This is a genomic window from Burkholderia sp. 9779_493, from assembly GCF_015712215.1.
In the GTDB taxonomy this organism is placed as follows: domain Bacteria; phylum Pseudomonadota; class Gammaproteobacteria; order Burkholderiales; family Burkholderiaceae; genus Burkholderia; species Burkholderia cenocepacia.
In genome coordinates, this window is the sequence record NZ_JACCQA010000012.1 from 130,373 (window position 1) to 146,075 (window position 15,703).

Annotated in this window: 16 protein-coding genes; 14 read left to right on the forward strand and 2 right to left on the reverse strand. The window is 70.9% G+C overall.

The genetic code is table 11. From position 1 onward, the window contains the following. Window positions 1-17 precede the first annotated feature (17 nt). Window positions 18-395, forward strand: a complete 378-nt coding sequence (locus tag H0X95_RS14695) for a DUF5594 family protein (protein WP_059722845.1) — start codon at window positions 18-20, stop codon at window positions 393-395. A 49-nt stretch (window positions 396-444) separates the two neighbouring features. Here the strand turns inward: H0X95_RS14695 and H0X95_RS14700 are convergent, their stop codons facing one another. Beyond that, on the reverse strand, window positions 445-663 hold the full coding sequence (locus H0X95_RS14700; protein WP_043205930.1) for a DUF6566 family protein: 219 nt from the start codon (window positions 661-663) through the stop codon (window positions 445-447). Window positions 664-785: 122 nt separating this feature from the next. Between H0X95_RS14700 and H0X95_RS14705 the strand changes: the two genes are divergently transcribed. The 4 genes from H0X95_RS14705 (at window position 786) to H0X95_RS14720 (ending at window position 3,624) form a co-directional block, all read left to right on the forward strand. Next, the gene (locus tag H0X95_RS14705) at window positions 786-1,424 is read left to right on the forward strand and encodes a MarC family protein (RefSeq protein ID WP_058903692.1); all 639 of its coding nucleotides are present in this window, start codon (window positions 786-788) and stop codon (window positions 1,422-1,424) included. Window positions 1,425-1,455: 31 nt separating this feature from the next. Further along, on the forward strand, window positions 1,456-1,926 hold the full coding sequence (locus H0X95_RS14710) for a membrane protein (RefSeq protein WP_034203648.1): 471 nt from the start codon (window positions 1,456-1,458) through the stop codon (window positions 1,924-1,926). Between the two features lie 136 nt (window positions 1,927-2,062). Then, window positions 2,063-3,268, forward strand: coding sequence for a zinc-dependent alcohol dehydrogenase (locus tag H0X95_RS14715; RefSeq protein WP_034203647.1), 1,206 nt, complete (start codon window positions 2,063-2,065; stop codon window positions 3,266-3,268). A 32-nt stretch (window positions 3,269-3,300) separates the two neighbouring features. Then, window positions 3,301-3,624, forward strand: a complete 324-nt coding sequence (locus H0X95_RS14720; RefSeq protein WP_006498383.1) for a four-helix bundle copper-binding protein — start codon at window positions 3,301-3,303, stop codon at window positions 3,622-3,624. A 4-nt stretch (window positions 3,625-3,628) separates the two neighbouring features. Here the strand turns inward: H0X95_RS14720 and H0X95_RS14725 are convergent, their stop codons facing one another. Further along, on the reverse strand, window positions 3,629-5,221 hold the full coding sequence (locus H0X95_RS14725) for a PAS domain-containing hybrid sensor histidine kinase/response regulator (protein ID WP_059722847.1): 1,593 nt from the start codon (window positions 5,219-5,221) through the stop codon (window positions 3,629-3,631). 279 nt (window positions 5,222-5,500) lie between these two features. Between H0X95_RS14725 and H0X95_RS14730 the strand changes: the two genes are divergently transcribed. The 9 genes from H0X95_RS14730 (at window position 5,501) to H0X95_RS14770 (ending at window position 15,699) form a co-directional block, all read left to right on the forward strand. Then, window positions 5,501-5,854 carry a hypothetical protein gene (locus H0X95_RS14730; RefSeq protein WP_043205927.1) on the forward strand — a complete coding sequence of 118 codons (354 nt, stop codon included), beginning with the start codon at window positions 5,501-5,503 and terminating at the stop codon, window positions 5,852-5,854. A gap of 184 nt (window positions 5,855-6,038) precedes the next feature. Then, window positions 6,039-6,890: a BON domain-containing protein gene (locus tag H0X95_RS14735; protein WP_048987206.1), complete on the forward strand. Its 852-nt coding sequence runs from the start codon at window positions 6,039-6,041 to the stop codon at window positions 6,888-6,890. Window positions 6,891-6,937: 47 nt separating this feature from the next. Continuing rightward, window positions 6,938-9,748, forward strand: coding sequence for an ABC transporter transmembrane domain-containing protein (locus H0X95_RS14740; RefSeq protein ID WP_226244865.1), 2,811 nt, complete (start codon window positions 6,938-6,940; stop codon window positions 9,746-9,748). Continuing rightward, complete coding sequence (locus H0X95_RS14745) at window positions 9,690-10,217, forward strand: hypothetical protein (protein ID WP_043205925.1); 528 nt, start codon at window positions 9,690-9,692, stop codon at window positions 10,215-10,217. The genes H0X95_RS14740 and H0X95_RS14745 overlap by 59 nt, the downstream gene beginning before the upstream one ends. Window positions 10,218-10,401: 184 nt before the next feature. Further along, window positions 10,402-11,151, forward strand: a complete 750-nt coding sequence (locus tag H0X95_RS14750) for an SDR family oxidoreductase (RefSeq protein WP_006498377.1) — start codon at window positions 10,402-10,404, stop codon at window positions 11,149-11,151. Continuing rightward, complete coding sequence (locus H0X95_RS14755) at window positions 11,142-11,753, forward strand: D-glycero-alpha-D-manno-heptose-1,7-bisphosphate 7-phosphatase (protein ID WP_006498376.1); 612 nt, start codon at window positions 11,142-11,144, stop codon at window positions 11,751-11,753. The genes H0X95_RS14750 and H0X95_RS14755 overlap by 10 nt, the downstream gene beginning before the upstream one ends. Next, window positions 11,750-12,952, forward strand: a complete 1,203-nt coding sequence (locus H0X95_RS14760; protein ID WP_196446094.1) for a glycosyltransferase family 9 protein — start codon at window positions 11,750-11,752, stop codon at window positions 12,950-12,952. Before H0X95_RS14755 ends, H0X95_RS14760 begins: the two co-directional genes overlap by 4 nt. Before the next feature lie 3 nt (window positions 12,953-12,955). After that, entirely contained in the window at window positions 12,956-14,701 is a 1,746-nt protein-coding gene (locus H0X95_RS14765; RefSeq protein ID WP_006498374.1) for a carbamoyltransferase family protein, read from the forward strand. Continuing rightward, window positions 14,698-15,699, forward strand: coding sequence for a glycosyltransferase family 2 protein (locus H0X95_RS14770; RefSeq protein ID WP_059722849.1), 1,002 nt, complete (start codon window positions 14,698-14,700; stop codon window positions 15,697-15,699). Before H0X95_RS14765 ends, H0X95_RS14770 begins: the two co-directional genes overlap by 4 nt. Window positions 15,700-15,703 lie beyond the last annotated feature (4 nt).

Below are 15,703 nucleotides of genomic sequence, written 5' to 3' on the forward strand. Positions count from 1 at the left end.
CCCTTGATGGAGGCAAGATGAACCCCGACGTCCGCGCCCGTTTCGAAACCGAGTTCGCGCCGCGCATCGCGACGCGCCTGCGTGGCCTGTACCAGCCCGGCGAAGTGAAGGTCGACGTCGTGCCGCACGACGGGCAGGGCAGCCCGACCTGCATCGACGTGATCGGCCTCACGTCGACGGTCGGCTTGCCGAACCGGTTGAACGTGCGGCTCGCGTGGCGCGACGACGCGATCGCCGGCCTGCTGGCCGAGCCCGATCCCAGCCGCTTCGATCGCTATCTCGCGGCGCTGCCGGTCACGATCGAGCGCTGGCAGATGGAGCTGCCGGTCGATTTCAGCACACGGACCCAGCGCGATCGCGAGATCCTGATCGGCGACCTCGATTTCGATGCGTGACGTGCATCGCGCGACGCCGGTCGCCCGTGCGCCGATGAACCGGGTGGCGTTACCGGTCGCGCGTCTTGATCATCACGCGCCCCTGGTCGATGCCGCCGCGCAGCGCCTCGTCGCACGTCAGCCATTCGGGCGTGACGAGTTCGGGCGCGGGCAGGTCGACGGGCGCGCCGTCGCGGAAGATCCGCACCTGCGCGACCCATGCGCCGTTCGCGTTGCGCGTCGCGTCGACGCGAATTTCGTGACCCATGAAAGTGTCGGTGGCTTGCATCGAGCGGGGCCCTCCGTCGTGGATGAACGTGGTGCGTGGATCGTATCAGCATGGCGTGCGCCGCGCATCGAAAACGAACCGGCGTGGGCGTGTCACGTGCCGCGCGAGACGGGAGCGACCCTGTGGCCTTCGATCTGACTTTTTCCATCAAGGTATTCGCCGCGCTGTTCGCGATCATGAACCCGATCGCGAACATCCCGGTGTTCCTGTCGCTGACCGAAGGCGCGGCGGACGGCGTGCGCCGCAAGGTCGCGCTGACGGCCGCGATCGGCGTGACGGTCGGCTGCATCGTGTCGGCCGTCGCGGGCGGCGCGATCCTGCGCGCGTTCGGCCTGACGATCGACGATTTCCGCCTCGCGGGCGGGCTGCTGGTGCTGCTGATCGCGCTGTCGATGCTGCATGGCGCGCCGAGCCGCCAGCATGCGCCGGGCAGCGACGAAGGCGCCGATCCGGCAGCCGCCGAAAGCGTCGCGATCTACCCGCTGACGATCCCGTTGCTGGTCGGCCCCGGCACGATCGCGACGATGATCGTGCTCGGACACGGCGCGGTCTCGACCGGGCAGGAACTCGCGTTCGCGCTCGGGCTGGCCGCGTTTCTCGTGCTGCTGGCCGTGTCGCTGCTGTCGGCGCCGCTGATCGGCCACTACCTGTCGCCGCGCGTGACGGCTGTCACGCAGCGCCTGATGGGGATGATTCTCGCGGCGATCGCGATGCAGATGATCGTCGCGAGCCTGAAAGCCGCGTTCGGGCCGCCGCATTGAGCGCGCCCGTTCGGATTGCATGGAGTCGCTGATGAACACGCTGATCGTGTTGTCCTACCCGGATCTTGATGCGGCGCGTCGCGCGCTGGCCGAACTCGGCACGCTGCGCGACCGGCACGTCGTCGCGCTCGCGGGGATCGTGATCGTCGAGTGCTCGACCGACGGACAGTTGCGCACGCATGCAGTCGATCCGGGCCGCGTGGCATCCGGATCGCTGCTCGACAGCGTCGTTGCGCACATCGAATCGTCGCTCGACGCATGGCGCGAGCGGCCGGTCGACGATGCGCTGACCGATCGCGTCGCGCGCAAGGCGCGCCCCGGCACCGTCTCGCTCGGGCTGGCCGCGACGCAGGTCGACATCTACGCGTTGAGCGCGGCGCTCGGGCCGCTGGGCGGTGACGTGGTCGACACGACGCTGTCGATCGACGACGAACTGAAGCTCGTCGAAGCGATCTCGAACGCGCGCGACGGCGGCATCGGCAGCGGCCCGGCGACGGACTGACGCGCCGGCTCGATTCCTCCTCGAAAACGCAGCGCTTCCTGTCCGTGCCTCACGGCGCGCCGCACAGGCGCACGCCTTGCTCGATTCGCTCGACGGTCTCATTCACCGTTTCCGCTTTCGACAAGGAGGGCCTGACATGAAAGCAGTCGTATTTCACGGCATCGGCGACATTCGCATCGACACGGTGCCCGATCCGGAAGTCTCCGCGGCGACCGACGCGGTCGTGCGCCTGACCGCCAGCGCGATCTGCGGCACCGATCTGCACATGGTGCGCGGCACGCTGGGCGGCATGAAGCCGGGCACGATCCTCGGCCACGAGGGCGTCGGCATCGTCGAGGCGGTCGGGCGCGACGTGCGCAACCTGCGGCGCGGCGATCGCGTGCTGATTCCGTCGACGATCGCGTGCGGCAGCTGCGCCTACTGCCGCGCGGGCTACACCGCGCAATGCGACGTCGCGAACCCGGGCGGGCCGCGCGCGGGCACTTCGTTCTTCGGCGGGCCGGCGGAAACGGGCCCGGTCGACGGGCTACAGGCCGAATATGCGCGCACGCCGCTTGCGCATGCGAGCCTGATTCGCCTGCCCGACGCGATCGACGACGATCGCGCGATCCTGATGTCGGACATTTTCCCGACCGGCTATTTCGGCGCGCAGCTCGCGGAAGTGAAGCCGGGCGATACCGTCGCCGTGTTCGGCGCGGGGCCGGTCGGGCAGTTCGCGATCGCGAGCGCGAAGCTGATGGGCGCCGGGCGCGTGATCGCGATCGACCGGATCGCGTCGCGGCTCGAGATGGCGTGCGGGCAGGGCGCCGAGATCGTCGATTTTTCCGAGGACGATCCGGTCGATACGATCCTGCGGCTCACCGGCGGGATCGGCGTCGATCGCGTGATCGACGCGGTGGGCGTCGACGCGATGCGCGCGACGCACGGGCCGGCCGCAGCCGATCGCGACGCCGCGCGCGCGTTCGATGCGGAAGTCGACGCGATCGCGCCGCACCGCAAGCCGGACGGTCGCAACTGGGTGCCGGGCGACGGGCCGTCGCAGGTGCTGCAATGGGCGGTGCGTGCGGTCGCGAAGGCCGGCACGATCTCGGTGATCGGCGTGTATCCGCCGGCCGCGCGCGTGTTTCCGATCGGCGACGCGATGAACCGCAACCTGACGATCAAGATGGGCAACTGCAATCACCGGACGGTGACGCCGCCGCTCGTGGAGCTGGTGCGCAGCGGCGCGTTCGACCCGCTGTCGGTGCTCACGCGCAGCGAGCCGCTGACGAACGCGATCGATGCGTATCGCGCGTTCGACGTGCGCGAGCCGGGCTGGATGAAGGTCAAGCTGACGCCATGACGACGACACGAACCGAAACCGGGAGCATTGCGATGAACGATCGATACGACAATTGCATGGCCGCGTGCGACGCCTGCGCGCACGCGTGCGACACCTGTGCGGCATCCTGTCTTGCGGAGCGCGACGTGCATGCGCTGGCCGCGTGCATTGCGCTCGACATCGAGTGCGCGCAGCTGTGCCGCTTCGCATCGGGCGCGATGGCGCGCCGCAGCGGGCTCGCACCGCGCATTTGCGCGCTGTGCGCGCATGCGTGCGACCTGTGCGCGGCCGAGTGCTCGCGGCATGCGCACGAGCATTGCCGCCGCTGCGCGCTCGCGTGCGAGGCCTGCGCGGCGATGTGCCGCGCGATGGCCTGAGTGCTTACGACGTGCCCTGAACCCGCCGCGCGACGCGCTGCAGCAACGCATCGAGCACGGCCATCTCGACGGGCTTCACGAGATGGTCGTCGAAGCCTGCGCGTTCGGTGCGCGCGAGGTCGGACGCGCGCGCATGGCCCGACAGCGCGACGCAGGTCGTGTCGCGCAGCGTGTCGATCGCGCGCAATTCCTGCAGCAGCGTGAAGCCGTCGATGTCCGGCATCGTCAGGTCGAGCAGCATCAGCTGCGGCAGGTAGTCGCGCGCGAGGGCCAGCGCGTCGGCCGCGTTGTACGCGACCCGCGGCGCATGCCCTTTCAACTGCAGCAGCACCGCGAGCGTATCGGCCGAATCGCGGTTGTCGTCGACGACGACGATGCGCAGCGGCGCGTCCGCCGGCTGTTCAGGCACGGCCGGTGCGGGCAGTGCGGCGCGCTCGGCGCGCATCGTGTGCGCGATCGGCAGCCAGACCGTGAAGGTCGCGCCGTGGCCGGGCCCGTCGCTTTCCGCGACGATCCGCCCGCCGTGCAGTTCGACGAACGACCGGCAGATCGCGAGACCGAGCCCGAAACCGCCGGACGGAGAGCGGCCCGGTGCATCTTCCTGTTCGAACAGGTCGAAGATCGTTTCGAGCGCACCGGGCGCGATGCCGACGCCGCGATCGACGACGCTGATCGCCACCGACGGCCCTTCGATTCGCGCACCGACGTCGATTCGGCCGCCGTGCGGCGAGAATTTCGATGCGTTGTCGAGCAGGTTGTGCAGCACTTGGACGAGCCGTGCGTCGTCGCCGTGCAGCACCACGGAGTCGGCCGGCAGGTCGACGCGGATCCATTGCCCGCGCGCGGCCAGCTTCGGCTGGATGCTCTCGACGCCGCGGCACACGATATCGCGCACGCTGACCGGGCGAGCGTCGAGTTCGATCTTGCCGGCCGTGATGCGCCCGACGTCGAGCAGATCGTCGACGAGCCGCGTCAGTTGCCCGACCTGGCGGTGCACGGCGTCGCGACACTGCGCGAGCGCGGGCGGCGGATCGGACAGGCTCTGCAGCACGCCGACCGAATTGCGCAGCGGCGCGAGATGATTGCGCAGTTCGTGCGCGAGCGTCGCGATGAACACGCTGAGCCGCTGCGTCGATGCTTCGAGCTCCTCGAGCCGCTTGCGCTCGGTCATGTCGCGCGTGATCTTGATGAAGCCGCACAGCTCGTGCGTCGCGTCGTACACCGGCGTGATCGTCACGCTCGCCCAGAACTGCGTGCCGTCCTTGCGCACGCGCCAGCCCTCGTCCTGGAAGTGGCCATGCGCGGCGGCCAGCGCGAGCCCCTGCGACGGCCGGCCGGCCGCGATCGCGTCGGTCGGATAGAACAGCGAGAAATGGTGACCGACGATTTCGGCCGCGTCGTAGCCCTTGATGCGCGCCGCGCCGGCGTTCCACGTCGCGACGTTGCCGTACGGATCGAGCATGAATACCGCATAGTCGGTGATCGACTCCACCACGGTCTGGAACCGGAATTCGGCGAAGCGGTGCTGCAGGTCGCGCGGATCGGACAAGCCGGGCGGCGGCGGATGCGGTTGGAGATCGGCGTCGTCTTTCTTCATCGGAGCGGCAAGTTGGAAATACGGGCGGCCGCGGGTCGCCGGCCCGCCCCCGGACGCGCCGGCGGCGGCCATACGGAGCGATTGGCACGTCCGAAAGGATAAAGGAACTCGATTCGGCTGATCAATGGGCGCGCATCGGCCGTGCCGTGCGCCGGGATGGGCGCCGGCGCGACCGGCGGTAGCCGGCCCGGCATGCCGATTGCACGACCTGCTGGTCCATCCGCCGCGCGCCGGTCGTCCGGCCCCGCGCGCGGCGGCAAGCCACGCAAGGAGATCGACATGAACAGCACGCTGAATCCCGACAACGAACCGGCCGGCCCGGACGACGACAACGCGAGCCGCGGCCGCGACGGCCGCGCGCTCGGTCCGAGCGACTCGTCCGACAGCGGCAGCGACACGGCGGGCGCGCGGCGCCATCCGTTCGACGTCGATTCGCCGCTCGACGATCACGCGCTCGAACGCGGCGATGCCGCGCTCGGCAGCGACACGGACCGCGCGGGCACCGGCGAGCGGGCATCGGCGGACGGCGACTCGACGCTCGAGGAAGGCGCCGACATCGAGCCGGACCGCACCGAGCGGCTGAGCGAGCCCGGTCGCACCGACGAACCGGACGAACCTGGCGGCGCGCCGTGACGCCCGGCACGCAAAAACTGCAATCGCGTTGCAGATTGGGGCGCCCGACGGCTTCCCGGCGCTGCGACGCGCAACCGTCGCGGTACGGCCATGTCGCCGGCACGCGATTTGCATTCACCCGACCGACGCGCGCCGCGCCGCGGCATGGGGCCGTGCGCGGCGCAGGCGATCAAGGAGAGACACGATGCAACGACGATATCCCGGACGGTCCGGCGAGCGCGGTGGCCCGCCCGACTGGCACGAGCGCAACGAACGCGCGTACCGGGGCGCTGGCGAGCGCGGCATCCCGGACGACCCCGCACGGTGGCCGGAAGAAGACTACGAATCGGCTTACCGCCGCTTCGCGAGCGAGGACGTGGGCCCGGAAGACTGGGGCAGCGAATGGACCGAGCGCGCCGCGCGCCCGGTCGACCCGCGGCGCGCTGCCGCCGACCCGGACTGGCCGGGCGGCGCGCGCCAGCCGGCGCGGACCCCCGAGCGCGGCTACGGCGACCCGGGTCGCCGCGCGGAAGGCCGCGAAGGCCGGTACGGCGGCGAGCGCCCGGAATTCCGCGGCCAGCACCGGATGGGCTGGTACGGCGGCGAGCGCGACCCCGGTGATCCGCGCCATGGCGGCAGCGCGCCTGACCTGTCGCGCTTCGGCCGGGACACCGAACGCGAAGCGCTGCGTCATCGCCGCGGGCCGAAGGGCTATACGCGCTCGGACGAACGGATTCGCGAGGACGTCTGCGAGCGGCTCGCGCATGCGCTCGAGATCGACGTGAGCGACGTGACCGTGCAGGTACGCGACGGTCGCGTCGAACTGGACGGCACGGTGCCGGCCCGCTGGATGAAGCACGACATCGAGGATCTGGCCGACGGCTGCATGGGCGTGCAGGACGTCGAGAATCGCGTGCGCGTGCGCCGCGAAGGCGAACACGATACGGGCATGGTGCTGCATCCGGACCAGCGGACGGTGACGCCGACCCAGCCCGCCGCGCGCGACCCCGAGCCCGGCACCGTGGTACGCGGCCGCGAGCGTGAACCGCGCCACTGAGCGCCGATGCGTGACACGGCGCGCCCCCGACCGCGAGCACTGCGTGCATGACGACCGGACTCGACGAAACGCCAACCAAGGACCGTGACGTAGCGGCAGGCCGCGCGCGCCAGGGCCGCCGCCGCGACGAACGCGGCCTGCGGGTGCGGATCGCGGTCGAACTCTGGCGCGCGATCTGGCATTACCGTGCGCGCGTGCTGGCGGCGATCGTGCTGCTGGTGCTCGCGAAAGCGGCGGCCGTGTCGGTGCCGCTGCTGCTCAAGGACATCGTCGACGGCTTCGGCCGCGCGGCCGGCCAGCCCGTCGCGTGGCCGGTACTGCTGCTGTTCGCGTACGCGGTGGTGCGCTTCGCGTCGAACGCGCTGAACGAAGTGCGCGACATGACGTTCGTGCAGGTCACGCAGCACACGGTCGCGTCGTTTACCGTGCGCACGTTCGGCCACCTGCACCGGCTCGGCGCGCGCTTTCATGCGCAGCGCGAGACGGGCGCCGTCGTGCGCGATCTCGAGAAAGGCACGGCCGGCATCGGCTATCTGCTCGGCGTCGCGGTGTTCACGGTCGTGCCGACGGCCATCGAGATCGGCTCGGTGCTCGTGATCGTCATCGGCAAGTACGGGGGCGGCTTCACGGCGATCATTTTCGTCACGTTCGCCGTCTACGCGGCGTATACGGGAGTGTTCACGCGTCGGCGCATGCGTTACCAGCGGCGCGTGAACGCGCTCGAGGCCGAGTCGAATTCGCGCGTGGTCGACAGCCTGCTGAACGTCGACACGGTCAAGTACTTCGCGCGCGAGGACGTCGAGCGCGACCGGCTCGACCGCGTGCTGGACGAATGGCGCGAAGCCGGCGTGGACAACCAGTACGCGCTGTCGACGCTGCATATCGGGCAGAGCGCGTGCATCGGCGCGGGGATCGCGGCCGTGATGCTGCTGGCCGGGCAACATGTCGCGCGCGGCACGATGACGGTGGGCGATCTCGTGCTGATCAACGCGTACATCATCCAGATCAGCCTGCCGCTGAATGCGCTCGGCTTCGTGTTCCGCGAAGCGAACGACGCGATGACGAACATCGAGCGCCTGTTCGGGCTGCTCGATGCGCGCGGCAAGCCGGGCGAGGACGGCGACGCGCCCGGCGCGCAGCCGCTCGTCGTACGTGGCGGCACGATCGAGTTCGAGCATGTCGACTTCGGCTACGAGCCGAGCCGGCAGATTCTGTTCGACGTGTCGTTCCGTATCGAGGCCGGGCAGACGGTCGCGGTGGTCGGCGGCAGCGGCTCGGGCAAGTCGACGCTCGCGCGCCTGCTGTTCCGGCTGTACCAGCCCGACGCGGGCACGATCCGGATCGACGGCCAGGACTTGCGGCTCGTCACCGAGCGCAGCCTGCGCGACGCGCTCGGCATCGTCCCGCAGGACACCATCCTGTTCAACGACACGCTCGCGTACAACATCGCGTACGGCAAGCGCGACGCGACGCGTGGCGAGGTGATCGCGGCCGCGCGCGGCGCGCAGCTCGACGCGTTCATCGAGCGGCTGCCCGACGCGTACGACACGCGCGTCGGCGAGCGCGGCGTACGGCTGTCGGGCGGCGAACGGCAGCGGGTCGCGATCGCGCGCGCGTTGCTGAAGGCGCCGCCGATCGTCGTGTTCGACGAGGCGACATCGGCGCTCGACACGCGCTCGGAGCGCGCGATCCAGCAGGAACTGATGCGCGTCGCGCAGCATCGCACCAGCCTCATCATCGCGCACCGGCTGTCGACGATCGTCGATGCCGATCGCATCCTGGTGATGGAGCACGGCCGGCTCGTCGAGCACGGCACCCACGACGAGCTGCTCGAAAGCGGCGGCGTGTATGCGCAGATGTGGGCGCTGCAGGCGAAGCAGCGCGAACTGGAACGCACGGAGGCGAAGTTCGCGCGGCAGCCGGTGCGCATCAACCCGCTCGTGTCGCAGGTGCTCGATTCGCTGGCGGAGGCGGCCGCGCAGCGCGGCGTGCCGGTGTTTCGCCATCTGTCGGACGAGGATCTGGTCGTCAAGGCCGATCCGGCCGCGCTGCGGCGCTTCGTGTGGGAACTGTGCCGCGGCGCGGTCGACGCGAGCAGCGGCGGGCAGCTGGAGGTGCGCACCGCGCGCCACGACCCGGAAGCGCGGATCACGATCGCATGCGCGGGCGTCGACGCCACCGAACTGTCGTTGATCGATCTCGAACGCTTGCAGGACGCGATCGAGGAGGCCGGCGGCTATGTCGTGCGCGAACGCGACGATACCGGCGTGACGCTGCACCTGTCGCTGCCGATGTGTGCGGTGGCGCCCGCGTCGATGCAACCCGACGGCGCCGTGGCGAATCCGGATGCCGGCGCGGCGCCCGCGGCGAAGCCGCTCGACGGCCTGCGCATCGCGTGCGTGGACGATCACGACGAGGCGCGCGAGGCGCTCACCGCGCTGCTGAAGGTCGCCGGCGCCGACGTGCACGCGTATGCGTCGGGCCAGGCATTGCTGGACGACCTGTGGCGCGCGCGCCGGGCCGACTGGCCGGCGCTGCTCGTCTGCGACATCGACCTCGGCGACGACGAGGAGGACGGCTACGCGGTGATGTCGCGGGTGCGCCAGCTCGACGCCGCGCGCGATCGCGATCGTGACGGCCGCGCGCCGCTCGAGGCGCTGGCCTTGTCCGGCCATGCGCGCGACCGCGATCGCACGCGGGCGGTCGAAGCCGGTTTCCATGCGTACCTGACCAAGCCCGCGGTAGCGGCCGACCTGATCGCGGCGTTGCGTGCGCTCGCGTTTTCCTCCGGAGAAATCCATGCCGAACCTTCTGAATCCGACGCCACCCGAAACCCTGAACGCGCGTCGCGGCGGTAGTGCGTTCGCCGACCGCCAGGCCGCGGTGGCGGCCGTCGAGCTGCTGTTGCCGAGCCTGTCCGCCGCGCTGCAGAGCGACTTCGTCGGCGACAGCGGCTGCCTGCACATCGTGATCATGGACCCGGCGCTCGGGCCGCACGACGCGGCGTTCGAGGACGCGATCCTGTATGAGTTTTCGCTGCCCGACCCGAAGGACTGGGACGCCGACTATCGCGCTTACGCGCGGGCCAAGGCGCGGCTGTCGTGGGAAACGGGCCGCGACGGCCACGTCGTGCAGGCGCTGGAGCCGTACCGGCTGCGCGCCGGCGACACGAACCTGTGGGGCGGCGTCGCGCTCGGCGGCATCGTGGTCGGCGTGTCGGGCGCGCAGCCGTGGTTCGACGAGGCGTTCGCGGGCTGCATCGCGCACTGCCTGCGCGCGCTCGCCAAGCACCGCGCGCAGGCGACGCCCGACGGGCTCGCGATCTGAGCGCGGCGGCCCGGACCCGTTTTTACAGCCGGTTATAAAAAAGCCAGCGGGCGCGCGGCACAGCCCGACGCGGCGCGGGCGCACGCAGGCCGGCACGGTTTTCGCTGTACCTCATGCACGGACGGTTGTCGCGACAAGTGTCGCCGTCAGCCGGATGGCTTTCCGACATCGACAGGAGGTGCAGGTGAACGCGACTCACGATCCAGCCAGACCGCCGCTCGCCGGCCGGACCGCACTCGTGACCGGGGGCGGCCGCGGTCTCGGCGAAGCCATTTGCGAGGAGCTTGCGCAGCATGGCGCGCACGTCGTCGTCGCCGATCTCGACGGCGACCGCGCGGCGGCCGTCGCGCAGCGGCTCGAGCGGCACGGCGGCCACGCGGTGGGGCGGCCGCTCGACGTGCGCGACGAAGCGTCGGTGCTGCAGGTCGTGCACGACGCGCGCGAGTCGCTCGGCGACCTCGACGTGATCGTCAACAACGCGGCGATCGACGTGACCGCGCCGATCGACGACGTGAGCGTCGAGGCCTGGCAGCAGGTGCTGATGACGAACCTGTTCGGCCCGTACCTGATGTGCCACGCCGCCGTGCCGATGATGAAGGCGCGCGGCGACGGACACATCGTCAACATCGCGTCGACCGCGTCGAAGCGCGCGTGGCCGAACGCCTCCGCGTATCACGCGACGAAGTGGGGCCTGCTCGGCCTGTCGCACGCGCTGCATGCCGAACTGCGGCCGAGCGGCGTGCGCGTGTCGGCGATCGTCGCGGGCGGGATGCGCACGCCGTTCCTGCTCGACCGCTTTCCGGACATCGACGAGGAGACGCTGCAGCCGCCGGAGCACGTGGCGGCCGCCGTGCGCTTCGTGCTGACGCAGCCGCCGGGCACCGTGGTGCCGGAACTGATGGTGCTGCCGATGAAGGAGACGTCATGGCCCTGAAGCGCGAACGGCGGCTGCCCGGCGCGGTGCTGCTCGACAAGGACGGCACGCTGCTGGAGGACGTGCCGTACAACGTCGATCCCGCGCACATGCGCCTCGCGCCGGGCGCGGCGCGCGCGCTGCGCACCCTCGGCGCGACCGGGATGCCGCTGGCGGTCGTGTCGAACCAGCCGGGCGTCGCGCTCGGCCGCTTTACCGAAAACGAGCTTGGCGCGGTCCGCCAGCGTCTCGCCGAACTGTTCGAAGCGAACGGCGCGACGCTGGCGGATTTTTTTTACTGCCCGCATCACCCGCGAGGCAGCGTGCCGCGCTACACCTGTGACTGCATCTGCCGCAAGCCGCGCCCCGGCATGCTGCGCCGCGCGCTGACCGCGCTCGGCGTCGTCCCCGAATGGAGCTGGATGATCGGCGACATCCTCGACGACGTCGAAGCCGGCCGCACCGCGCGCTGCGGCACGATCCTGGTCGACTGCGGCAACGAGACCGAGTGGCGCCTGAACGCCGCCCGCACGCCGCACCACGTCGTCGATCGCATCGACCTGGCCGCCGACATCGTCGTGCGCGAGGCCGTGCGCCGGCACGGCTCGTGGGTGCGGCGATGAGCACCGCCTGGAGCCGCGCCCGCCGCATCCTGTGCGTGCGGCTCGACAGCATCGGCGACGTGCTGATGACGACGCCCGCGCTGCGCGCGCTGAAGGAGGGCGGCCATGACCGCCGGCTGACGCTGCTGACGTCGCGCACGGGCGCCGCGCTCGCGAAGCACCTGCCGATGGTCGACGACGTGTGGTCCTACGACGCGCCGTGGGTCAAGCATCCGGACACGCGGGGCGACCCGGTCGCCGATCTCGACATGATCGACCGGCTGCTGGCGGGCCGCTTCGACGCGGTCGTGATCTTCACCGTCTACAGCCAGAATCCGCTGCCCGCCGCGATGATGTGCTGGCTCGCCGGCATTCCGTTGCGGCTCGCGCATTGCCGCGAGAACCCGTACGAACTGCTGACCGACCGCGTGCCGGAAACCGAGCCGGAATCGCACGTGCGCCACGAGGTCGCGCGCCAGCTCGCGCTGGTGCGCACGGTCGGCGCGACGACGTCGGACTGGCGCATGGCGTTCGAGCCGGGCGACGCGGCGCGGCGCGCGGTGCACGCACGCTTGCAGGCCGCGCTGCACCGCTTTGGCGGCGCGCGCCAGCCGGAGGCGCCGCGCGCGCGCTGGCTGGTCGTCCATCCGGGCGCGAGCGCGGCGTCGCGGCGCTGGCCGGCCGAGCGCTTCGGCGAAGCGGCCGCCGCCGTCGCGCCGCTGTTCGACGGCATCGCGGTGACGGGCAGCGCGGACGAACGCGCGCTGGTCGACGCGGTGTGCGAACGCGCGGGGCCGCGCGCCGTGCCGCTGGCCGGCGTCTTGCCGCTCGGCGAACTCGGCGCGCTGATCGAAACGGCCGACCTGCTGCTGTCGAACAACAGCGGCCCCGTGCATCTCGCGGCCGCGCTTGGCACGCCGGTGGTCGACCTGTACGCACTGACCAATCCGCAGCACACGCCGTGGCGTGTGCCGCACCGTGTGCTGAACGTCGACGTGCCGTGCCGCAACTGCTATCGCAGCGTGTGCAATCAGCCCGGCCATCCGTGCCTGCGCGGCGTGAGCGTCGACGACGTGGTCGCCGCCGTGCACGCGTTGCTGCGCGGCAGCGCGCGCCATGCGCAACGCGCGGCCGCGCGGGCTGCCGCGCACGGCAGCGAGCCGGTCGCGGTGCCCGCATCGAACGTGCTTCCGTTCGCGCACGTCATCACGAGGAACTGACGCATGCCTGATCCGATCCATACGCTCGGCATCAACGCCGCCTTCCACGACAGCGCCGCGTGCATCGTGCGCGACGGCGTCGTGATCGCGGCGGCCGAGGACGAACGCTTCACGCACGTGAAGCACGCGAAGCGCCCGGTGCCGTTCTCGACCTGGGAGCTGCCTTTTCATGCGATCGACTATTGCCTCGCGGAAGCCGGCATCACGCTCGCGGACGTGGACCACGTCGCGTACTCGTACGACCCGTGGTTCGAACTCGACCGCGAAGGCACGCCGCAGGCGTTGACCTTGCCGCTGTCGCCGTCCGCGCATGCGCCGCGCGAGGACGGCGCGTCGCCGTGGCATCCGCTGTTCCTGTCGTCGATCGTCAACGCGCCGCGCCAGCTCGCGGGCGGCGTGCCGCATCATCTGCAGCGGCGCTTTCGCGGCGTCACGCACGACGGGCCGTTCCGCTGGCATTTCATCGAGCACCATCTCGCGCACGAGGCGAGCGCGTTTCTCGCGGCGCCGTTCGAGCGCTGCGCGGTGATGACGATGGACGGGCGCGGCGAGCGCGCGACGACGAGCTACGGCGTGTTCGACGGCCGCGCGTACCGGCGGCTCGGGCAGGTCAACCTGCCACATTCGCTCGGGCTGCTGTACGAGCGCGTGACCCGCTATCTCGGCTTCCTGCACTCGTCCGACGAATACAAGGTGATGGCGCTCGCGTCGTACGGCAAGCCGGTGTTCGCCGACGAGATGCGCAAGCTGGTGCGGTATCGCGGCGAAGGGCGCTACGACGTGGTCGACGACGATCTGGCCGCGCGATTCGGCCCGCCGCGCGAACGCGGCGGCCCGATCGAGCCGCATCACTGCGACATCGCGCATGCGCTGCAACTGGTGCTCGAGGAGACGACGCTGCAGGCGGTCGACTGGCTGGCCGCCGAGACCGGCGAGCGGCAGCTCGCGATGGCGGGCGGCGTCGCGCTGAACTGCGTGATGAACGCGAAGATCCGCGATCGCGGCCCGTTCGACGACGTGTGGGTGCAACCGGCCGCCGGCGACGCGGGCACGGCGCTCGGCGCCGCGCTATGGACCGACTTCCGGATGCGCGGCGAGCGCGGCGGCTGGCGCATGGACCATGCGTACCTCGGGCCGGCCTACGACGACGATGCGATCGAGGCGTTCCTGAAGGAAGCGCAGCTGCCGTACCGGCGGCTCGCCGACGTCGCCGCGCAGACGGCCGCGCTACTCGCCGCGAACCGCGTGATCGGCTGGTTCCAGGGGCGCATGGAATTCGGGCCGCGCGCGCTCGGTGCGCGGTCGATCCTCGCGTCGCCGATCGATCCGGACATGCAGCGCAAGCTGAACCGGATCAAGGATCGCGAGGATTTCCGGCCGGTCGCGCCGGTCGTGCTCGAGGATCGTGCGCATCACTGGTTCAGCGGCGGCCGCGGCACGCCGCTGCGCGCGCCGTTCATGCTGTTCGTGTACGACGTCGTGCCGGAGCGCGCCGACAGGATTCCGGCCGTGCGCCACATCGACGGCACCGCGCGCGTGCAGACCGTCGACGAAAGCCAGCATCCGCTGCTGCATGCGCTGTTGACCGAGTTCGACGCGCTCACCGGCGTGCCGGTGCTCGTCAACACGTCGTTCAACACGCGCGGCGAACCGATCGTATGCTCGCCGCGCGACGCGATCGAATGCTTCTGGACGTCGCCGCTCGACGCGCTCGTGATCGGCCCGTTCCTGCTGGAGAAGCCGAGATGAACATGCGCGACACGCACCTGCCGCCGGTCGTGTCGGTCGTCGTGCCGACCTACCGGCGGCCCGATCTGCTCGAACGCTGCCTCGACGCGCTGTGCGTGCAGGTGTTCGATCCGACCACCTACGAGATCGTCGTCGTGGACGACGATCCGGCCGGCAGTGCGCGCGCCGTCGTCGATGCGTGCCGCGCACGCGTGACCGACGTGCCGGTGATCCGCTACATGACCGCGCCCGACACGCAGGGGCCCGCCGGTGCGCGCAACGTCGGCTGGCGCAGCGCGGGCGGCGCGCTGATCGCATTCACCGACGACGACACGATTCCCGATCCGACCTGGCTGCGCCACGGTGCGGCCGCGCTGCTGGCCGAGCCGTCGGCGGCGGCCGCGGCCGGCCGGATCGACGTGCCGTTGCGGCCGCGCCCGACCGACTACGAACGCGACGCGGCGGGGCTCGCGCACGCGGAATTCGCGACCGCGAACTGCTTCGTGCGGCGCGCGGCGCTCGAACGCGTCGGCGGCTTCGATGAGCGCTTCACGCGCGCGTGGCGCGAGGACGCCGACCTGATGTTCGCGCTGCGCGAGCATGCGGGGCCGATCGTCGAGGCCGACGCCGCGCGCATCGTGCATCCGGTGCGTCCCGCACGCTGGGGATCGAGCATCGGCGCGCAGTCGAAGGTGTATTTCGATGCGCTGTTGTACAAGAAGCATCGCACGACCTATCGGCGCCATATCCGGCCGACGCCGCCGTGGCATTACTACGCGGCCGTGCTCGCCGCGCTCGGCGCGCTCGGCTGTTTCGCGGCCGGCTGGCCGGCGCCGGCCATCGTGTGTGCGGCGGTGTGGGCCGCGATTACCGCGGGGTTCTGCGCGAAGCGGCTGCGCGGCACGCAGCTCACGCCGTCGCATGTGGCCGAGATGATCGTCACGTCCATCGCGATTCCGCCCGTGTCGCTGTACTGGCGCATGCGCGGCGCGCTTCACTTCAGAGTGTTCTTCCTTTGACGCC